This is a genomic window from Bacillus cereus group sp. N14, from assembly GCF_016483555.1.
Lineage (GTDB): Bacteria > Bacillota > Bacilli > Bacillales > Bacillaceae_G > Bacillus_A > Bacillus_A wiedmannii.
In genome coordinates this window covers 503,573-523,151 of record NZ_JAEHBQ010000001.1, presented here as the reverse complement: position 1 = coordinate 523,151, position 19,579 = coordinate 503,573, and the positions used below count along the sequence as shown (strand labels likewise).

Sequence of the window (19,579 nt, the reverse complement as noted above, 5' to 3'; positions counted from 1 at the left end):
TATTATTTCTTTTTAATTTTTCCAGTCCACGTTTTAAATCCACCTTGTAACTGGTAGAAATCTTTGTAGCCTTGTTTCTTTAAGTATTGAGCTGCACGACCAGTACGAAATCCGCTTTGGCAGTATAAGTAAACTGGTTGATCTTTGCGAAGTTCTTTATGACGAAGGCGAATTTGTGATAATGGAATGTTACGTGCGCCTAAAATATGTCCTGCAGTATATTCGTCTGCTTCGCGAATATCGATAAGCTGTGCTTTGCGGTAGCCAGCGCGAAACTCTTCTTCTGAAAGTGTTTTAATTAATTTTCTCTGATAGAAATACATCCATACAGTGTAGCCGATGAACGCTACGATTACGGCTAATAAAATAATCCAAGTTGTTGACACGGTTCTATCGCTCCCTTTTTTCTTATCCTACTTTCAATATTATAATGCCCGTATGTATTTATGCAACAGATTCATTTGCATATAAGAAGAAATTTCGTATTCTTTCACAAATTTTGTCGAATTTGGTAGACTAGAGAATGTGAAAAATAATTGGTTATATGAGGTGCAGGATGGGAAAAGAAAAATGGTGTTATATTAACTCTGGTCAATGTTCACCGGCATTTAATATGGCGTTAGATGAATGTTTATTAAATTGGCAAAGTGAAAAGAAAATGCCACCAACCATTCGTTTTTATGAATGGGAAGTACCAACATTAACAGTTGGGTATTTCCAGCGTGTTGAAAAAGATATTAACATGGATGTAGTTAACGAAAAGAAATATGGATTCGTTCGTCGTCAAACAGGCGGCAGGGGTGTACTACATGATAAAGAATTAACGTACAGTGTTATTGTGTCTGAAGATCATCCAAATATGCCAAAAACAGTTACAGAAGCGTATCGTATTATTTCGCAAGGTTTATTAGACGGTTTTAAGGCATTAGGATTAGAAGCGTATTATGCAGTTCCAAAAACAGAAGCAGACCGTGAAAATTTAAAAAATCCACGTTCAGGCGTATGCTTTGATGCACCATCTTGGTATGAAATTGTAGTAGAAGGAAGAAAAATCGCAGGTAGTGCTCAAACACGTCAAAAAGGTGTGATTTTACAGCACGGCTCGATTCCGTTAGAAATAGATTTAGATGAATTATACGATTTGTTTTTATTCCCGAGTGAACGTGTAAAAGAGCGTATGAAGAGTATGTTCTCTTCTAAAGCGGTAGCCATTAATGAATTAACAGACCGCACGTTTACAATCGAGCAGTTAATTAAAGCGTTTGAGGTTGGGTTTGAAAAAGGATTAGATGTAGAGCTTGTTCCGTATGAATTAACAGAAGAACAGTTACATGAAGTCCAAACATTAGCAAAAGAGAAGTATGAGAGTAAGGAATGGAATTATAAAAAATAAGAGGTGGCAATTGCCACCTCTTATTTTTTTTATAGTAAATTAAGTACTTTTTCTACTTTGATTCCTTTATCTTGTAAAGAACGAAGGCGATTTACAACGTCCATAATTTCTTTGTCAAATGTAACGCTAATACCTTGGCTTTGTAGTTCTTTTTTTAAGCTTTCAATAGAATCATCTATGTCGATGCCAAGCTCGTAATCTTGACAAACTTCAATTGTCTTTTTCACAAGTTTAACATAATTTTCTTGTAGTTTTGTATTTGTTTCAGTCAAAGCAGGTTGCTTCGGTTTTGCAGGAGCGACCGGTGCTGTCTCTTGCTTTGTAACTGGAGTTGGTGCTGCTTTTTTCACAGGTGCTGGAGTAGATAGTTCCACGGCTGCTTCTACACTTACTGGCTTCGGTGTCGGTACCGGAGTAGGTTTAGATGCTGCAGGTGTTTCTACTCGCGTAACAGGTTTTGGAGCAGGTGTAACTGCTTTTGGAGCTTCTACAACTACTTCTTTTTTCGGAGTAGCTTCTACAACAGTTTCTTCTTGCTCAGCAGCTTCTTTATTTTCTTTGCTCCACATAACGCGTTCAACTTCTAGAGAAACATTATTTTTGTTCATCGCTGTTAATGTAACTTTACCAACTTCAGCGTTCCCAGTGAAATCAACAATTTTATAAATAACACTCTTGTTCCAATCCACGTTTCCGCTCAAAAATAATTCTTCGTTACATTTCGGCGTTAAGCCCTCGATTTTAATTTCTGCGTTTACACCGTTTTCACTATATACCATAATTAGCGAAGCATTTACATCTTCGTCTGCTAACATTAGTTCACGTACCATTTTGCCGGTGCGTACTTGCGTTTTCTTCTTAACTGACATTTAATTTCTCCTCTCAAAAATTCAGTAATAATAAAAAAATCGTATAACGAAAAATAATTGCTCACGAAGATTTATGATACCGATAATAAAAGCATCACGTCAACAATTAACTTTAATTATTTTGCATTTTTCTTATTTTCTTTATGAAATTTTTCAATTTGTAAAATTAGACAGAAGAAAAACAGCCTTTTGAAAGGCTGTTAAAAATTTGATTTTTTGTATAGTAATTTATATAAAACAAAAAATAAGATAGCGATTAAGGCGTTTTGCCAAAAGGTTAGATGATAAATGAGGTAAGGTTGTTTTCTAAAATAAATATTTACGAATATAGCTGAACAAAATGGAGTAGCAAAAGCGAGCCCGAATAGAATTCGTCTTTTCCAATTTATTTTTTGATCAAAGGAGTAACGCTTTAATAAATATAAAATAAGTAGTACTCCTAGTACAATTAGTGAAACAGACAAAGTAGTTCCAGGGATGCTAAAAGGTGGGCTTATTATATCGGTATCTTTTTCAAACAGGAAAATGAAAAGAGAAGCAAGGGCATCCATTCCAAACTGTATAGCAAGAAGTAAGCTAATAACAAAACCGATTAAAGAAGTTTTTTCTAATTTTGTTTGGACAGGCAAAGCTGATATAAGCTCATCGCAATAAGAGCGTAAATCATTTCCAAAAATGTCATAAGCATTTTTATTTTCTGCTTGTGCTTCGATAAGGTGGTCTAATATTTCTAATAAAAGTTCTTCTACTTGATGTTCGGGTACATTAGATAATCGAAGATATACTAGCATATCGCCATAAGCAGTTTCATTTTCGGAAGTTAGAAGCTCACGTTTTTTATTATTCAATTCAATCATGTCTTGTGCATTCATCCCTATCACTCCCCTTGTAATAAATTGTTCACCGTAGTTGAAACCATTCCCCAGCTTTGTTTAAATTCTTCAAGTTGTTCTAATCCTTTAGCGGTTACGTGATAATATTTTCGCTTTGGACCGAGTGAGGAGGCTTTTAATGTTCCTTCAATCAATTTTTCTTTTTGCATACGTAACAATAACGGATATATGCTTCCTTCGCTTACGAATGTAAATCCTTGTTTATTTAATTTTGTACTCAGTTCATATCCGTACACTTCTTCTTGTGAAATGATGTATAGGATGCAACCTTCGAGCACACCTTTTAACATTTGGCTGTGCATGATTTCACCACCTTTCACTCAGGTAACTTGCGTTGCAAGGTAGCTGTTATCCAAATTATAACATTCAGTAACTTGCAACGCAAGTTACTGAAGTGGAAAACTTTAATGAGTGTTAATTTTTCATCGTTTCCCATACTAACGAGAGGAGGGAAGTATATGAAACCATTTATGCCAAAACTCGTTTACTTTGAACCGAAGGCACTCGAATATCCGCTTGGAAAAGAGCTGTATGAGAAGTTTACGAAGATGGGATTAGAAATTCGTGAAACGACATCCCATAATCAAATTAGAAATTTGCCAGGTGAAAATGACTTGCAAAAGTATCGTAATGCAAAGGCAACACTTGTCGTTGGGGTGAGGAAAACATTAAAGTTTGATACGTCAAAACCGTCAGCTGAATATGCAATCCCGCTCGCAACGGGGTGTATGGGACATTGTCATTATTGCTATTTGCAAACGACACTTGGGAGTAAGCCTTACGTTCGCGTGTATGTCAATCTTGATGAAATATTTGAGAAGGCAAAGCAGTATATGTATGAAAGAGCACCAGAAATAACAAGGTTTGAAGCGGCTTGTACATCAGATATTGTTGGAATTGATCATTTAACACATGCATTAAAGCGGGCGATTGAATTCATTGGAGAAAGTGAGCATGGGCGTTTACGTTTCGTTACGAAATATTCGCACGTTGATCATTTATTAGATGCAAAACATAATGGGAAAACTCGTTTTCGATTTAGTATTAATTCACGGTATGTAATCAAAAATTTTGAGCCGGGGACATCACCTTTTGAAGAACGAATTGAAGCAGCTCGTAAAGTAGCAGGTGCGGGTTATCCACTTGGGTTTATAGTTGCGCCACTTTATATGCATGAAGGATGGGAAGAAGGATACCGTGAACTATTTGAGCGACTGTACAATGCGCTAAAAGATTTGTCGATACCGAATTTAACATTTGAATTAATTCAACATCGCTTTACAAAACCAGCAAAAAAAGTCATTCAAGAGCGTTATCCGAATACGAAGCTTGAAATGGATGAAGAGAAGCGCAAATATAAATGGGGACGATATGGCATCGGGAAATACGTATATAAAAAAGATGATGCAGAAGTATTGGAAGAAACGATTAGAGGATATATTCATCACTTTTTTCCTAACGCAGAAATTCAATATTTTACATGAAAAGAACTTGTATTGGAATGCAAGTTCTTTTTTCTTTTAAATATTTAGGCTTGTTTTCAACTTGTCACGTTATTCTTTCTGGTGTATCATTTTATTGATTGCTTCGTACGGAATGAGCAAAATGAAATTGGATGGAGGAAACCGATGCCTACCCCTAGTATGGAAGATTATATTGAACAAATTTATTTGTTGATTGATGAAAAGGGTTATGCCCGCGTATCTGATATTGCTGAAGCGCTGAGTGTACATCCATCCTCTGTAACAAAAATGGTGCAAAAATTAGACAAAGATGAATATCTAATTTATGAAAAATATAGAGGGCTTGTATTAACATCAAAAGGTAAAAAAATCGGAGAGCGTCTCGTATACCGTCATGACTTGCTAGAGCAATTTATGCGTATTATCGGTTTGGATGAAAGTAAAATTTACAATGATGTAGAAGGAATTGAACATCATTTAAGTTGGGAAGCAATTGACCGCATTGGTGATCTAGTGCAATATTTTGAACAAGATGAGATTCGAGTGGAAACACTTCGTGGCGTTCAAAAAGCAAATGAAGAGAAAAGTAATTAAGGGGGAACGTATGTCGTTTCCTTTTTTATTTCAACCGAAAAGGATGGGGAAATTATGAAAGCAATTATTTTTGATTTTGATGGATTAATTGTGGATACAGAAACAATATGGTTCCACTCTTTCAGAGACGCCGTTCGTGAGTACGGTGGGGAGTTACCTTTAGAGGAATTTGCAAAATGTATTGGAACGACAGATGATGTACTATATGCATATTTAAATGAGCAATTAAAAGAGAAGTTTAACAAGGATGCATTAAAAGAAAAAGTGAAAACTTTACATAAAGAGAAAATGAAAATACCAGAAGCTCGTGACGGGGTAAAAGAATATTTAGAGGATGCGAAAGAAATGGGATTGAAAATCGCATTAGCTTCCAGTTCATCTAGAGAATGGGTTACTTCTTTTTTGGAAGAGCTACAAATTCGAGATTATTTTGAAGTCATTAAAACAAGGGAGGATGTTGAGAAGGTAAAACCGGATCCAGCACTTTATCGAATTGCGATAGAAGATTTAGGGATTGATCCGTCTGAAGCTGTTGTATTTGAAGACTCGTTAAACGGATTAAAAGCAGCGATTGCAGCAGGATTAAAGTGCGTTGTTGTACCTAATGATGTGACACGGAATTTACCATTTGAAAATCATCATCTTCGAATTGAAAGTATGAAAGTTAAAAGTTTGAAAGAAGTACTACAAAATATAAAAAAAGACCGTATTTCCTAAAAGGAAGCACGGTCTTTCTTTTTGTTTTTTTTGCCTTCAATGACAGTTAAATGGGATTGTTTTCTCTTTCGCTTCAAAGTGGAAGGAGCGCCTTTCTTACCTTTGTCATTAGAAGCGTTTGATTTCAAGAAAGAATTGCTTAGGGGTGCTACATTTTGTTTCCCATGTTTGCGGTTCGATTGTTTCGCTGCACGCTTATAAGAGCTTTGCGAATTTGCAGAACCACTAGAATTTGTAAACATCTTGTATAGCAAATAAAAGATACCGACAACAAGTAACATGTACCCGATATTTCTTAATACACCCATTGGATTTGTAATGACAGATGAAACAAGGCCGAATATTGCTAATCCGATAATAAGCATAACTATAGCGAATGTAAACGAACGACCGTTCATAAGGGACACCTCCTAAAAACATATATTAAAATTAGTATATTAACGATGAGGAAAGGAGTTGAACACCAATTTTAAATAATTATTGTTTGTTTTCTAAACGTAATAATTCTTCAAACGATGCAATGGCTACTTCCACTTGATCATCTGTTGGTTCTTTCGTTGTTAATAGTTGCAGCCATAATCCGGGATATCCAAGTATGCGTAATACTGGAATATCGCGTAATCGATTTGTAAATTGTAACACTTCAAAAGAAATGCCGAGAACGACTGGGATTAATAAAATTCGGTTTACGACTCTGGCCCAAAGTGGATCTGTAGGGACAAGGAAATAAACAAACATTCCAATAATGACTGTAAATATAATAAAGCTACTGCCGCAGCGATAATGAAGGCGAGTTTGTTTTTGCACATTTTCTACAGTCATTGGAAGATTATTCTCATAGGCATTAATTACTTTATGCTCCGCACCATGGTACTGAAATACCCGCTTAATAAGTGGGGTTAAAGAAATAAAGTATATATAGCTCAATAATAGCATGAGCTTAATGACACTTTCGACAATGATTTGCCCTGTATGAGAAGGGAAAATTGGTCTCGTTAATTCAGCTAGTAGTGCAGGAACTGCTGTGAAAATGACTTTACCGAATATGAAAGATAAAACGCCAACTGCTGCAACTCCTAATACCATCGTTAATTTCGATTGTTCTTCTTTGTTATTTGCAATTTGTTCGTCTTCTTCTGGGTGGACATCAAATCGTTCTGAAGCAAAGTTTAAATGTTTTGCTCCATTCGCACTTGCATCCACAATAGCGGCAATCCCTCGTAAAAATGGAATTTTTTTCAGGATAGATAATGCTTTATTACGAACGCGTGGTAATCGATAAAATTCAATCGATTTATCTTTACGACGAACCGCTGTAACAGTATATTCTCTACCGCCAAACATAACTCCTTCTATGACTGCTTGCCCGCCATATATTTGTTTTGACTCTTCTGCCATGTTAACACCAACCTGTATTTGTTTCTCTCTTATGTAGAAAAAGAGGCAATTGTCATACTGGGTTCTGTCATTTTGAAATAAGACAATCACCGAGTTTCCTTTATTTTATCGACAAATACAAGTATATGACAAGGAAAAATGTTACGAGAGTCGGACATTTCTTATTCTTTTTATAGACAAATTTCGCAGTATTTAAACATGGTTCAAAATAGTTTCGGGCATACTATTGAGCGGAGGTGTCGATGTGAGTCAAGAACAATTAGGAACAAGGAATTTTGTACAAATTGGTTTATTTGGTGGAATCTTTTGGGGAGGGATATGGTATTTCCTTCATATATTTTCATTTACGGAAGCAGGACCGAACTATTTACTTTTACCATTTGCCTTTGGAAGCTGGAAAGAAGGGGTATGGGGCAATGTGTCAGGAATTGTTTGTATGGGACTACTTTCGATTTTAATTGCCTTTTTGTATAAAGCGTTTTTGGCAAAGTTTGAAGGAATTATTCCAGGGATGATTTATGGGCTATTTTGGTGGGCGTTACTATTTTTCGGAATGGGATTAATAGCGCCTGCCATTAAAAGTGCACTCCATTTACCGAAAGAAACAATTGTGACGACGGTATGTATTTTTATATTGTATGGTGTGTTTATAGCATACTCTGTTTCCTACGCAGTAAATACGAATAAAGCTGAGCGAGAAGGGGAAGAGAAGACAAACTATTCAAATAAGTGACTCCTATGTTAAAATGTTATATAGATATTTAATATTAAGGAGTTTTAAACATATGAAAAAGGTACTCCTCGTAAACGGTCCTAACCTAAATCGCCTCGGTGTCAGGGAGGTAAATGTATATGGAAAGGGCACGCTAGCGACACTTGAAGCAGATATGAAGCAAGAAGCAGAAACAATGGGAGTGGAGTTAGAATGTTTCCAATCGAATCATGAAGGTGCGATTATCGATCGTATTCATGAGGCGGAAGATATATATGAAGGGATCATTTTAAATCCTGGAGCATTTACGCATTATAGCTATGCGATTCGAGATGCAATTGCGAGCATTTCGATTCCTGTTATTGAAGTACATATTTCTAACATTCATCAGCGTGAGTCGTTCCGTCATGAATCTGTGACGGCAGCTGTTTGTGCGGGACAAATTGTTGGATTTGGTTTTTATGGCTATAAGTTAGCGTTATTTGCATTAATGGAGAAATTGAGGGAGGCATAAAGTAATGGAGAAAATCGAAAGAGTAAGAAGTGCATTTGATGAGGCTGGTATTGACGGTATTTTGTTAACAAATGAACATAGTCGTAGATATATGGCTAACTTCACAGGAACAGCTGGTGTTGTACTGATTTCGAAAAATCGTGCTCAATTTATTACAGATTTCCGTTATGTAGAGCAGGCTAGTAAACAAGCGGTTGGATACGAGATTGTACAGCATGCAGGATTAATCATTGATGAAGTTGCAAAGCAAGTGAAGGAACTGGGAATTCAAAAGCTTGGCTTTGAGCAAGATACTCTTACATATAGTTCTTATTCAGCGCATAAAGAAGTAATCGATGCTGAATTTATCCCAACTTCTGGGCTTGTAGAAAAGTTACGCTTGATAAAGACTGATTCAGAGATTAAGATATTAAAGGAAGCTGCACAGATTGCAGATGCTGCCTTTGAACATATTCTATCATTCATTCGCCCGGGAGTATCTGAAATTGAAGTGTCAAATGAACTTGAATTTTTCATGAGAAAACAAGGAGCAACATCTTCTTCGTTTGATATTATCGTTGCTTCAGGTCTTCGTTCGGCATTACCGCACGGCGTGGCATCTGAAAAAGTGATAGAAACAGGAGATTTCGTTACATTAGACTTCGGCGCTTATTACAAAGGATATTGTTCTGATATTACTCGTACGATTGCAGTTGGTGAACCATCTGATAAATTGAAAGAAATTTATAATATCGTTTTAGAAGCACAATTACGTGGTGTGAACGGTATTAAAGCTGGTTTAACAGGCCGTGAAGCGGATGCGTTAACGCGCGATTACATAACGGAAAAAGGATATGGTGAATACTTTGGACACTCTACTGGTCATGGAATTGGTCTTGAAATCCATGAAGCACCAGGTTTAGCGTTCCGTTCTGATACAGTACTTGAACCAGGAATGGCTGTAACAGTAGAACCAGGTATTTATATTCCAGGTATTGGCGGCGTACGTATTGAAGATGATATCATTGTAACAAGTGAAGGTAATGAAGTAATTACGAAATCACCAAAAGAACTTATTATTTTGTAATATACAGGAGGATTTTTTTACATGATTTCAGTAAACGATTTTCGTACAGGTTTAACAATTTCAGTGGACAATGCCCTTTGGCAAGTAATGGATTTCCAACACGTAAAGCCAGGTAAAGGTGCCGCATTCGTTCGCTCTAAACTACGTAACCTTCGCACAGGATCTGTTCAAGAGAAAACATTCCGTGCAGGTGAAAAAGTAGAAAAAGCACACATCGAAAACCGTCGTATGCAATACTTATACGCGAGCGGTGAGTCTCACGTATTTATGGATAACGGAACTTACGAGCAAATCGAACTTGGTGAAAACCAAATCGAGCGCGAACTTAAATTCCTAAAAGAAAACATGGAAGTATCTATTATGACATACCAAGATGAAGTACTTGGTGTTGAACTTCCGAACACAGTTGAATTAAAAGTGTCAGAAACAGAGCCTGGTATTAAAGGCGATACGGCTTCTAACGTAACAAAACCAGCTACATTAGAAACTGGTCTTGTTGTACAAGTACCAATCTTCATTAACGAAGGCGAAATGCTTATCATCAACACTGGTGAAGGTAAATACGTTTCTCGTGCATAGTAGAAAAGCACTCGTGATCATCACGAGTGCTTTTTTTTATAGGAAATAGGGTAGATAGTAAATAGTAGTGATAATAAAACTAACTAAAACAAGTGAAAGAGTACCCGCCATATATGGAGTGAAAACAATTTGAAATGGTTTTATTTCGCCAGTCTCAACGCCAGTCAGTGTTTTACTGATTGCGTGATCCGTAATGTTGTTTCTATGAGTATTCATAATAATTAACCACATAATTGCAAATATCGCTAAACTTCCAAGGAAAAAGGTCTCCATAAATGACCAACCGACCAATTTTGAAAAAAGATAAATAAGAGCTAATTCTATTACAATTGTTAAACTAATTTTCAATACCTTCATACTTTCCCCCCCCTCATTTTGCACATATAGTCAATTTTTTAAAAATGGCGCGATACGATATGTAGTACACGAGATGACTTTAGTTCTATCTCTCATGCTGCATCGTCTATACTCTCCATCACTACTGAATATACCATAATATCCCATTGAACAATACGAATATTCGGACTACGTATAGAAGATAGAGAAATATTATGTTTTTACTTCTGAAATAGACAACCCTTGCATATGGTTGTACAAATATATTCTTTTTCAGCATATAGCATTAGTAACCGTTATGGGAGAAGGTGGGAGAATGAAACAGTGGCTAGCGGCAATGGAAACATCCGTGCTTGTAATGGGGTTACTTCGGTTGTTTTCAGGTAGCGCGGAAATATTCGCCGCTTTGCTTATGCTTTATGTGAATGATGCGAAGAAAGCATTGTTTATAAATGGTATGTTGGCGTTTGTTGGACCGACCGTATTAATTTTAACAATGACAATAGGCATAGCGAGTGTGGCAAGTGAGATTTCTTTCTTGAAACTCTTTTTTCTAGCGCTTGGAATTGGCTGCATTTTTATCGCGTTGTTGAAATAGTAAGTCGAGTATAGTGGGGAGAAGCTGATGAAAGAAGTATTAGAAGTTTTACCGAAAACGATGAAGCGGCTAGTGGAAAGTTGTAAGCAATATGATGCTCTAGAGGAAATTCGTGTTCGAATTGGAAGACCGCTAGAGTGTATTGCTCATGGCGAAGTGTTTTTTTATGACTATATCGTTACAGCAGAGGATGCCGTTTACTTATTGAATAAGTTAAGTCAATTCTCAATTTATACGATGGAAGAGGAATTAAAACGTGGGTATGTGACACTTCGAGGAGGACATAGAATCGGCTTAGCTGGAAAAGTCATTACAGAAAAAAGCGCAGTGAAAATGATTCGAGATGTCTCTTCCTTTAATATTCGTATCGCTCGTCAAAAAATAGGAATTGCTGAACCACTTTTGCCGTATTTGTATGAATCACGATGGTTAAACACGATGGTAATTGGCCCACCGCAAACGGGGAAAACAACACTTTTAAGAGATGTAGCACGTTGTATGAGTCAAGGTGTAAGTGCTTCGAAAATTCCTTCTTGTAAAGTGGGGATTGTTGATGAGCGGTCAGAAATTGCAGGTTGTGTGAAAGGTATTCCGCAATATGACTTCGGCACACGAGTAGATGTGTTAGACGCATGTCCAAAAGCTGAAGGAATGATGATGATGATTCGTTCTATGAGTCCAGATATTTTGATTGTAGATGAAATTGGGCGTAAAGAAGATAGTGAAGCAATTATGGAGGCGGTGCATGCTGGGGTTCAGCTTTTTATAAGTGCACATGGATTTTCTTATGATGATGTTGTGAAACGTCCATCACTAAAAGCGGTGCTGGAGCTCGGTATATTTGATAGGTTTGTGGAGCTATCAAAAGCAAGAGGGCCAGGAACAGTTATGCAAGTAAAAGATAAATATGGAAAATCGGTATTACCTCATAGAAAGGCGCAAAGCGTATGGTGAAAATATTTGGTGCAGTGTTAATCGTTGCGGTCAGCACCTTTTTCGGATTTTCATACGCTAAAAGATACAGTGAGAGACCAAGGCAACTTAGATTATTAAAAGCGGCACTTCAATCATTAGAGGCAGAAATTATGTATGGGCACACACCTTTGTCTGAAGCTGCCGAGCGATTAGTGAAACAAATGCCTAAGCCGTTAAATTGGATATTTCAAAGTTTCGCTAGAAGGCTAGAAGGCGGAGAACAAACAGTAAGAGAAGCTTGGATAGATAGTTTGAAAGAAAATTGGAAGCTAACAGCATTTCAACAAACTGAGTACGAAATTTTGCAGCAATTTGGTGAAACGCTCGGACAACATGATCGTGAATCACAACAAAAACATATTCGCTTATGCATTACACATTTAGAGAGAGAAGAAGAAGAAGCGAAAGCATTACAACTGCAATACGAAAAAATGATCAAGAGCTTAGGGGTACTAGCGGGGCTACTTATCGTAATTTTACTACTATAGGAGGGAGAAAGGCGATGTCCATTGATGTTGGATTAATATTTCAAATCGCCGGAATCGGCATTGTTTTAGCTTTTATTCATACCGTACTAAAAGAATTAAAGCGAGAGGATATTGCAAATTGGGTTATCCTTGTCGGTTTTGTCGTTATTTTATTTCATGTGGCATTTTTAATTAATACGCTATTCGACAAGATTAAGAGTGTCTTTCTCTTCCAGTAAAGGAGGCGGTTCGAATCGAAATTATACAAATTGTCGGATTAGGCCTCGTTGCTACGTTTTTAGCGGCTGTATTAAATCAGCATAAATCTAGCATTACGTCGTTATTTATTGTGTTCGTAGGTAGCGTGATGTTTCTTATTTTAATTGATCAAATTCACTCTATTTTACAAATGATTGAGAGAGTAGCGAGTGAAGCGAAAGTTAGCAACGTATATGTAGAAACGTTGCTAAAAATTATTGGGATTGCTTATATTGCTGAGTTTGGAGCACAAATTACAAAAGATGCAGGGCAGGGTGCAATCGCTTCAAAAATTGAATTAGCTGGAAAAATCTTAATTTTAGTAATGGCGATTCCCATTTTGACGGTTGTCATTGAAACTATTCTCGGATTTTTACCGACGGGATAAGGGGGAGTGAATGTTGAGGGGGTTTGGAGCTAAGCTGCTATTTGCTTGCTTCCTTTTCTTTTCTTTACCGGTTGTTGTACAAGCTTCTCCTGTAGAAACAAACGTCGTTGATCAACAATTGGATAAGCTCGGAATTGAAGATGTGAAGCAATTTTGGGACGGGCTTGTTACAAAATATGGAGGTTATTTACCAGAGAGTCAAAAAGGTAGTTTTATGGAGTTTGTAAAGGGAGAAAAAGAAATTTCTATAAAAGAGTGGATGCTAGGTTTATTAAAGTATTTATTTCACGAGCTTGTTGCAAATGGGAAGCTACTTGGAACGCTCATTATGCTTACAATTTTTAGTGCATTGTTGCAATCACTGCAATCTGCATTTTCAAAGAGCAGTGTAAGTAAAATTGCCGATGCTGTTGTATATATGGTACTTATTATTTTCGCTTTAAATAGTTTTTATGTCGTCATGACATATGCAAGAGAAACGATACAAACAATGGTAGATTTCATATTAGCGCTATTGCCAATCTTGCTTGCACTTATAGCAACTGGAGGTGGTGTTGTATCTGTATCGTTTTTTCATCCAATTATTATCTTTTTAATGAACACGAGCGGGCTTTTGATGAATTATATCGTTCTACCACTTTTATTACTTGCAACGATATTAAGTATTGTAAGTACGATGAGTGATCAATATAAAGTTACGAAATTGTCCAAGCTTCTGCAAAACGTTAGCGTTGGGATTATCGGTATTTTTTTAACGATTTTTTTAGGGGTATTATCTGTACAAGGAACAGCGACAGCTGTTGCTGATGGAATCGCTGTGAAAACTGCTAAATTTGTAACAGGGAACTTTATTCCCGTAGTAGGAAGAATGTTTACAGAGGCGGCGGATACTGTTATTAGTGCATCGGGATTATTAAAAAACACAGTCGGAATTATCGGGCTCGTCATTCTATGCTTAATTGTTGCTTTTCCAGCGATTCAAATTTTTTGTATTGCGTTTATTTATAAATTCGCAGCAGCAGTATTACAGCCAGTTGGCAGCGGAGCAATTATTCAATGTTTAGATATTATTGGGCGAAGCATCATTTATGTATTTGCTTGCTTAGCTATCGTATCATTTATGTTCTTTTTAAGTATCACAATTATTATCGCTGCGGGGAACATTACACTTATGATGCGGTAGGAGGTGAAGGGTATGCAATTTGTTACAGAGTGGATTAGAAACATTATCGTTTTTTTACTCTTAGCGACAATGCTTCATCTTATTCTTCCAAATTCAAATTTGCAAAAGTACGTTAAATTCGTTGTAAGTCTATTATTAGTTGTTTTAATCTTAACGCCCCTTTTTAAACTACTGCAAACAGATGTGAATGAAGTAATCGCAAATTTTAATGAAGAGAAGTACGTAGCAGAAGGATCTGTAAAAAATTCAATAGATTCGAAGAAAAAAGAAATACAAGCTCTAACACGTGCATATAGTTTAGAAGAGATGGCTACCAAAATGAAAAAAGAAGTAGGAAAAGAATTCGAGAAAAAGTATGGTATGACAGTCTCTGAAATACAAATAGTCGCAGCGGAAAGTACAGCGGAAGTAAAGTCAGCAAAAGATATTCAAACTGTTGTTGTGACGTTGAAAGAAAAAGAACGTAGTAAAAATGATGCAATCGAAACAGTAAAACCAGTTGAAATTAACACGAAGGAACCTCCGAAAAAAGTAGAAGAAACGAATGTAGAAATGAAAGATTTCTTTTCAAGCAGGTGGCAACTAGAGAATAAACAAATCCAAGTTCAAATGGAAGGGAGGACAGGTAGAGTAAATGGACAATAAAGATAAAAATTCGAAGTTCTCATTTTTTCGAAACTTATTGAATGGGGATGAAAAAGAAAGCAATGAGAAGGGAAAAAAGATAACACCTAAGTTTTTACTTGTCCTACTCATTCTTGGGATTTTGCTTATGTTTTCTAGTAGTCTTTTTTCAAGTGAAAAAGAAGAAGTACCTGTATTTAAAGAACAAAAAACGCAAAACCAAGAAAAAGACGTACCAACTTTTGGACAAAAAAATAATGATAGTATGTCAAATGTAGAAAAGTATGAAAAAGCGTATGAACAAGAATTAAAAGCAGCCTTAGAAGAAATAGCGGGAGTAAAAAATGTAACGATTAAAGTAAATTTAGATTCATCTGAGGAAAAAATATTAGAAAAAAACACAGTGAAACGTTCACAAACAACAGGTGAAACAGATAAGACAGGTGGTAAGAGGGAAGTAGAAGATGAGTCCCTTGATGAAAAGACAGTCATTATACGTGAAGGTGATAAAGAAACTCCCGTTGTTTTACGAACAGAGAAACCGAAAGTACGAGGTGTTCTTGTCGTAGCAAAAGGAGTGGATAATATACAAGTTAAAGCGATGGTAAAAGAAGCTGTCATACGGCTGCTAGATGTACCAGCTCATCGTGTTTCAGTATCACCGAAAAATTGATAGGGAGGAAATAAAGTGTTAAAAAAACAAACGGTTTGGCTATTAACGATGTTAAGTTTAGTTGTTGTACTATCTGTTTATTACGTAACAACTCCTGACAAAATGAATACAGCATCGCCGGCAACAGGTGAAAAGATTGGACAAGAAAAACAAGGTACTGATAAAGCAGTAACAAATGAAGCACCTAAAGAAACGCCAAAAAAAGAAAATACAAGCAAGGAAACATCAAATAAAGAAACAAACAAAGAAACGAACAAAAAAGAGAGTGCTCAAAAAGAAACAAGTAAAAAAGATGCTAACGTAACAGTTCAATCCAGTGATGAAAATTTCACAGCGTTACGTATGCAAATGGAAGATCAGCTAAGTGAACAAAAATCAAGATTACAAGAAGTGATGAATTCAGCAAAATCTTCAGCAACAGAAAAGAGTAAAGCGAAAGATAATTTTGATGCAATTACTACAATGGAAACGAAGCAAGAATTACTTGAGACAGTGATTAAGTCTCAAGGAGGATATAAAGATGCCCTTGTAAGAGCTGATGGAACTGACATTAAAGTAACTGTGAAAGCAGCAAAGCATTCACAAAAAGAAGCGAATAAAATTATACAGCTTGTAAGAAGTGAAGGCGGATCAAAAGATGTAGGTGTGAAATTTGATCCACCAACAAAATAAAAACTAATAATCCGCGAGGGATTCCCTCGCGGATTATTAGTTTTTACAAATCGAATTGTTTGAAAATAGTTATAGAAAAAAGCTATCATTTTCGATAGCTTTTTTCTGTTTCGTCTTTGTAGTTGTTTTTATTATGTTCAACTCGGAACGGAGAAATACGTTGTGAGTAAAAGATTAGCGGTTCATGGTAATGATGATTACTTTTTCCAGATTTGACGTGGATGAAGAGAACGAATGCCCAGACCATTACGGCAGGTAAGAAGAGAATGAGCCATATCATATGTCCACACCTCGATACGATATATTTTCTACACTTTGAACATACTATTCTTATATGAAGGAATGATGAACGGTGTGTAAACAAAAAAATAATATTTGGTAAAAATATGTTGTTGACTATAGATGAAGTGAAGAGTGGAGCGGTAATGATCTGTTTATTGTGTAGCATTTTGAAAAAGTAAGGAATGTTTTTTAGGAAGTGGTCTTGCCAATTTTGTGTGAAACTTGGTATTATTACTAGGTAATAAATTTTTATTGAAATAATATTTTTACAGGAGTTTCGATTTATTATAAAGAAATATAAATTGGAATGTTTAAAAAATTTATCGTAAGATGGAAATAGCAATTATTTCTATTAGTAAATGAAATACATTTTCTAATAGAGTACATCGTATTTTTACAGTCAATCTAGTTTTAGTGACGAGAATCTGTAAAAACGAGACAAACAAGAGTATGGGAGTGGATTTTACATGTTTAAAATTCAAGAAGTTCGTGAATTAATTAAATTAATTGATAGCTCTAATATTGATGAATTTGAATACAAAAAAGATGGTACGACAATCAAAATGAAAAAGCGTGGTAATGAAGTTGTTGCGGTGCAAGCACCTGTAGCAAAACAAGTCGTGCAACCAGTAGCACCTGTTGAAGTTGAAACAACAGTAGCGGCAGCACAAGTGGAAGTACCAAAACAAGAAGAGCAAAAAGTGGTTCAAAATGAAAACCTACATAAAATTACATCACCGATGGTAGGTACATTCTATTCTTCATCTTCGCCTGATACACCTGCATATGTAAGTGTAGGAGACAGAGTATCAAAAGATTCTATCGTATGCATTGTTGAGGCTATGAAGTTATTTAACGAAATCGATGCAGATGTAGATGGTGAAATTGTTGAGATTCTTGTTAATAATGGACAGCTTGTTGAGTATGGACAACCGCTATTTCTTGTAAAAGCGTAATAAGGGAGTCTTTGTGATGATAAAAAAAGTATTAATAGCCAATCGTGGGGAAATTGCTGTACGAATTATTCGTGCTTGTAAAGAAATGGATATTGAAACAGTCGCAATTTATTCAGAAGCAGATAAAGAGTCACTTCACGTACAAATTGCTGATGAGGCGTATTGTGTAGGACCAACGATTTCGAAAGAAAGCTATTTAAATTTGACGAACATTATTAGTGTTGCGAAGTTAACAGGCTGCGATGCTATTCATCCAGGATACGGATTTTTAGCAGAGAATGCAGATTTTGCAGAGCTATGCCGTGAATGTAACTTGATTTTTATCGGTCCAAGTCCAGAAGCTATTTCAAAGATGGGCACAAAAGACGTTGCTCGTGATACAATGAAAGAAGCAGGGGTTCCGATTGTACCAGGTTCACAAGGGATTATTAAAAATACCGAAGAAGCGATCGAGCTTGCTAATCAAATTGGATATCCAGTTATTATTAAAGCGACTGCAGGTGGCGGCGGAAAAGGTATTCGTGTTGCACGCCATGAAGAAGAGCTTGTAAAAGGAATTCAAATTACACAGCAAGAAGCTAGTACCGCTTTTGGGAACCCTGGTGTATACTTAGAAAAGTACGTTGAAGATTTCCGCCATGTTGAGATTCAAATAATGGCAGATACACATGGAAATGCCATTCATTTAGGAGAGCGTGATTGTACAATTCAGCGCCGCTTGCAAAAACTACTAGAAGAAAGTCCATCACCTGCACTTGATGAAAATGTTCGCAAGCAGATGGGTGATGCGGCAGTTAAAGCGGCGGTAGCGGTTGATTATACAGGTGCTGGTACGGTTGAGTTTATTTATGAATATAGAACGAAAAGCTTTTATTTCATGGAGATGAATACGAGAATTCAAGTTGAGCATCCAGTTACTGAAATGGTAACAGGGATGGATTTAATTAAAGAACAAATTCGTGTTGCTTCTGGAGAAAAGTTATCGTTACAGCAAGAAGAAGTACAATTTAATGGTTGGGCAATTGAATGCCGAATTAATGCGGAAAACCCTGCCAAAAAATTCATGCCATCCCCAGGTAAAGTAGAAATGTACTTGCCACCAGGCGGATTTGGTATTCGCGTCGATTCAGCTGTATATCCGGGATATTCAATCCCACCTTTCTATGATTCGATGGTTGCTAAATTAATTGTTCACGGAAAAACACGTGAAGAGGCAATTGCAAAAATGAAGCGTGCACTCAGTGAGTTTGTCATTGAAGGCGTACATACAACAATCCCGTTCCATTTGCAATTGCTAGATCATCCTGATTTTGTAAAAGGTGAGTTTAATACGAAGTTTTTGGAAGAGCATGAACTTGTGACGCAGTGATACATTAAAGGAGGTTTTTTTTCATGGCTGAACATATGTTAGATATGGGTCAAGATACAACTCTTGGTAAAGTAGAAATTGCACCAGAAGTAATTGAAGTAATCGCAGGTATTGCAGCTGCTGAAGTAGAAGGTGTAGCGGCAATGCGTGGTAATTTTGCTACAGATGTTGTTGAGAAGTTAGGTAAGAAAAATCATGGTAAAGGTGTAAAGGTTGAATTAGCAAACGAAGATATTATCGTTGACCTTTATGTTGTAATGTATTTTGGCGTAGCAATTCCAGTTGTTGCACAAAAGATTCAAGACAACATTCGCCAGGCACTCTTTACAATGACAGGGCTTGAGCCAAAAGAAGTGAATGTTCACATCGTTGGCGTAACATTCGAAACACAAAAAACAGAAATTGAACCAGTGTAAGAATGAAAAAGGTGCCTAGTAACATAGGCATCTTTTTTATCGTTTCATTTCTTCACAAATTAAAACCCTCTAATTATTATACTATTTCAAAAAATAAGAAATCAAAAAGAAGATGTTTCGTTTTTCCAAAAAACGTACATTGTGATAAGATATGTAACTTGAAGTTAATCTTTTTATTATTTTT

The 19,579-nt window shown here is 36.3% G+C and carries 28 protein-coding genes; 20 read left to right on the top strand and 8 right to left on the bottom strand.

Going from position 1 to position 19,579, the window contains the following annotated elements; genetic code table 11:
* Positions 1 to 2 precede the first annotated feature (2 nt).
* Positions 3 to 386 (bottom strand): rhodanese-like domain-containing protein, encoded by a 384-nt coding sequence (locus JDS82_RS02730; RefSeq protein ID WP_000108656.1) that lies wholly within the window; start codon positions 384 to 386, stop codon positions 3 to 5.
* Positions 387 to 556: 170 nt separating this feature from the next.
* Here JDS82_RS02730 and JDS82_RS02725 point away from each other — a divergent pair, with 170 nt between their 5' ends.
* Entirely contained in the window at positions 557 to 1,393 is an 837-nt protein-coding gene (locus JDS82_RS02725) for a lipoate--protein ligase family protein (RefSeq protein WP_000514072.1), read from the top strand.
* Between the two features lie 29 nt (positions 1,394 to 1,422).
* Here JDS82_RS02725 and JDS82_RS02720 read toward each other — a convergent pair whose 3' ends face one another.
* From JDS82_RS02720 to JDS82_RS02710, 3 genes are all read right to left on the bottom strand, one after another.
* A complete protein-coding gene (locus JDS82_RS02720) occupies positions 1,423 to 2,262 on the bottom strand; it encodes a hypothetical protein (RefSeq protein ID WP_000111931.1) in 840 nt (279 codons plus the stop codon).
* A 200-nt stretch (positions 2,263 to 2,462) separates the two neighbouring features.
* Positions 2,463 to 3,134 carry a DUF1129 domain-containing protein gene (locus JDS82_RS02715; protein ID WP_048565705.1) on the bottom strand — a complete coding sequence of 224 codons (672 nt, stop codon included), beginning with the start codon at positions 3,132 to 3,134 and terminating at the stop codon, positions 2,463 to 2,465.
* A gap of 5 nt (positions 3,135 to 3,139) precedes the next feature.
* Positions 3,140 to 3,457 (bottom strand): PadR family transcriptional regulator, encoded by a 318-nt coding sequence (locus JDS82_RS02710; RefSeq protein ID WP_000556089.1) that lies wholly within the window; start codon positions 3,455 to 3,457, stop codon positions 3,140 to 3,142.
* A 156-nt stretch (positions 3,458 to 3,613) separates the two neighbouring features.
* Here JDS82_RS02710 and splB point away from each other — a divergent pair, with 156 nt between their 5' ends.
* From splB to JDS82_RS02695, 3 genes are all read left to right on the top strand, one after another.
* A complete protein-coding gene (splB, locus tag JDS82_RS02705; protein ID WP_000802113.1) occupies positions 3,614 to 4,639 on the top strand; it encodes a spore photoproduct lyase in 1,026 nt (341 codons plus the stop codon).
* Between the two features lie 144 nt (positions 4,640 to 4,783).
* Complete coding sequence (mntR, locus tag JDS82_RS02700; protein WP_001143070.1) at positions 4,784 to 5,212, top strand: transcriptional regulator MntR; 429 nt, start codon at positions 4,784 to 4,786, stop codon at positions 5,210 to 5,212.
* 54 nt (positions 5,213 to 5,266) lie between these two features.
* A complete protein-coding gene (locus JDS82_RS02695) occupies positions 5,267 to 5,929 on the top strand; it encodes an HAD family hydrolase (RefSeq protein ID WP_199712596.1) in 663 nt (220 codons plus the stop codon).
* Here JDS82_RS02695 and JDS82_RS02690 read toward each other — a convergent pair.
* Both JDS82_RS02690 and JDS82_RS02685 read right to left on the bottom strand, forming a co-directional pair.
* Positions 5,926 to 6,327, bottom strand: coding sequence for an SA1362 family protein (locus JDS82_RS02690; protein WP_001014467.1), 402 nt, complete (start codon positions 6,325 to 6,327; stop codon positions 5,926 to 5,928). The two genes, JDS82_RS02695 and JDS82_RS02690, sit on opposite strands and share 4 nt — an antisense overlap.
* 79 nt (positions 6,328 to 6,406) lie before the next feature.
* Positions 6,407 to 7,327 carry a DUF1385 domain-containing protein gene (locus tag JDS82_RS02685; protein ID WP_000807116.1) on the bottom strand — a complete coding sequence of 307 codons (921 nt, stop codon included), beginning with the start codon at positions 7,325 to 7,327 and terminating at the stop codon, positions 6,407 to 6,409.
* A 244-nt stretch (positions 7,328 to 7,571) separates the two neighbouring features.
* Here JDS82_RS02685 and JDS82_RS02680 point away from each other — a divergent pair, with 244 nt between their 5' ends.
* The 4 genes from JDS82_RS02680 to efp are packed head-to-tail and all read left to right on the top strand — an operon-like array spanning position 7,572 to position 10,198.
* Positions 7,572 to 8,060: a YqhR family membrane protein gene (locus tag JDS82_RS02680; RefSeq protein WP_000076891.1), complete on the top strand. Its 489-nt coding sequence runs from the start codon at positions 7,572 to 7,574 to the stop codon at positions 8,058 to 8,060.
* Between the two features lie 52 nt (positions 8,061 to 8,112).
* Positions 8,113 to 8,553, top strand: a complete 441-nt coding sequence (gene aroQ / locus JDS82_RS02675; RefSeq protein ID WP_000757087.1) for a type II 3-dehydroquinate dehydratase — start codon at positions 8,113 to 8,115, stop codon at positions 8,551 to 8,553.
* 4 nt (positions 8,554 to 8,557) lie between these two features.
* Positions 8,558 to 9,619 carry a Xaa-Pro dipeptidase gene (pepQ, locus tag JDS82_RS02670; protein ID WP_048562330.1) on the top strand — a complete coding sequence of 354 codons (1,062 nt, stop codon included), beginning with the start codon at positions 8,558 to 8,560 and terminating at the stop codon, positions 9,617 to 9,619.
* Positions 9,620 to 9,640: 21 nt separating this feature from the next.
* Positions 9,641 to 10,198 (top strand): elongation factor P, encoded by a 558-nt coding sequence (gene efp, locus JDS82_RS02665; RefSeq protein WP_000626521.1) that lies wholly within the window; start codon positions 9,641 to 9,643, stop codon positions 10,196 to 10,198.
* A gap of 36 nt (positions 10,199 to 10,234) precedes the next feature.
* On the opposite strand, the gene JDS82_RS02660 is transcribed toward efp, so the two are convergent.
* Positions 10,235 to 10,555 (bottom strand): hypothetical protein, encoded by a 321-nt coding sequence (locus JDS82_RS02660; RefSeq protein ID WP_064470276.1) that lies wholly within the window; start codon positions 10,553 to 10,555, stop codon positions 10,235 to 10,237.
* 295 nt (positions 10,556 to 10,850) lie between these two features.
* Between JDS82_RS02660 and JDS82_RS02655 the strand changes: the two genes are divergently transcribed.
* Genes JDS82_RS02655 through JDS82_RS02615 form a run of 9 tightly spaced genes read left to right on the top strand, consistent with a single transcriptional unit; the run spans position 10,851 to position 16,372 of the window.
* Positions 10,851 to 11,132, top strand: a complete 282-nt coding sequence (locus JDS82_RS02655; protein ID WP_000816054.1) for a YqhV family protein — start codon at positions 10,851 to 10,853, stop codon at positions 11,130 to 11,132.
* Between the two features lie 27 nt (positions 11,133 to 11,159).
* Positions 11,160 to 12,086, top strand: a complete 927-nt coding sequence (gene spoIIIAA / locus JDS82_RS02650) for a stage III sporulation protein AA (protein ID WP_199712594.1) — start codon at positions 11,160 to 11,162, stop codon at positions 12,084 to 12,086.
* Positions 12,080 to 12,595, top strand: coding sequence for a stage III sporulation protein SpoIIIAB (gene spoIIIAB, locus JDS82_RS02645; protein ID WP_000238693.1), 516 nt, complete (start codon positions 12,080 to 12,082; stop codon positions 12,593 to 12,595). The genes spoIIIAA and spoIIIAB overlap by 7 nt, the downstream gene beginning before the upstream one ends.
* Before the next feature lie 14 nt (positions 12,596 to 12,609).
* Positions 12,610 to 12,813, top strand: coding sequence for a stage III sporulation protein AC (gene spoIIIAC / locus JDS82_RS02640; RefSeq protein WP_000020914.1), 204 nt, complete (start codon positions 12,610 to 12,612; stop codon positions 12,811 to 12,813).
* A 23-nt stretch (positions 12,814 to 12,836) separates the two neighbouring features.
* Complete coding sequence (spoIIIAD, locus tag JDS82_RS02635; protein WP_077393170.1) at positions 12,837 to 13,220, top strand: stage III sporulation protein AD; 384 nt, start codon at positions 12,837 to 12,839, stop codon at positions 13,218 to 13,220.
* Positions 13,221 to 13,230: 10 nt separating this feature from the next.
* Positions 13,231 to 14,403, top strand: coding sequence for a stage III sporulation protein AE (gene spoIIIAE, locus JDS82_RS02630; RefSeq protein ID WP_000943696.1), 1,173 nt, complete (start codon positions 13,231 to 13,233; stop codon positions 14,401 to 14,403).
* Positions 14,404 to 14,415: 12 nt separating this feature from the next.
* Complete coding sequence (gene spoIIIAF, locus JDS82_RS02625) at positions 14,416 to 15,048, top strand: stage III sporulation protein AF (protein ID WP_001161039.1); 633 nt, start codon at positions 14,416 to 14,418, stop codon at positions 15,046 to 15,048.
* Positions 15,038 to 15,700: a stage III sporulation protein AG gene (gene spoIIIAG / locus JDS82_RS02620; protein ID WP_060488304.1), complete on the top strand. Its 663-nt coding sequence runs from the start codon at positions 15,038 to 15,040 to the stop codon at positions 15,698 to 15,700. Before spoIIIAF ends, spoIIIAG begins: the two co-directional genes overlap by 11 nt.
* Before the next feature lie 15 nt (positions 15,701 to 15,715).
* On the top strand, positions 15,716 to 16,372 hold the full coding sequence (locus JDS82_RS02615; protein WP_000914707.1) for a SpoIIIAH-like family protein: 657 nt from the start codon (positions 15,716 to 15,718) through the stop codon (positions 16,370 to 16,372).
* Between the two features lie 85 nt (positions 16,373 to 16,457).
* Here the strand turns inward: JDS82_RS02615 and JDS82_RS02610 are convergent, their stop codons facing one another.
* Positions 16,458 to 16,652, bottom strand: coding sequence for a hypothetical protein (locus JDS82_RS02610; RefSeq protein WP_002107729.1), 195 nt, complete (start codon positions 16,650 to 16,652; stop codon positions 16,458 to 16,460).
* A gap of 469 nt (positions 16,653 to 17,121) precedes the next feature.
* Between JDS82_RS02610 and accB the strand changes: the two genes are divergently transcribed.
* Genes accB through JDS82_RS02595 form a run of 3 tightly spaced genes read left to right on the top strand, consistent with a single transcriptional unit; the run spans position 17,122 to position 19,395 of the window.
* Entirely contained in the window at positions 17,122 to 17,610 is a 489-nt protein-coding gene (gene accB / locus JDS82_RS02605) for an acetyl-CoA carboxylase biotin carboxyl carrier protein (protein ID WP_000472875.1), read from the top strand.
* 16 nt (positions 17,611 to 17,626) lie between these two features.
* Positions 17,627 to 18,979 (top strand): acetyl-CoA carboxylase biotin carboxylase subunit, encoded by a 1,353-nt coding sequence (gene accC / locus JDS82_RS02600; protein WP_000592872.1) that lies wholly within the window; start codon positions 17,627 to 17,629, stop codon positions 18,977 to 18,979.
* 23 nt (positions 18,980 to 19,002) lie between these two features.
* The gene (locus JDS82_RS02595) at positions 19,003 to 19,395 is read left to right on the top strand and encodes an Asp23/Gls24 family envelope stress response protein (RefSeq protein ID WP_000807630.1); all 393 of its coding nucleotides are present in this window, start codon (positions 19,003 to 19,005) and stop codon (positions 19,393 to 19,395) included.
* The last annotated feature ends 184 nt before the right edge of the window (positions 19,396 to 19,579 follow it).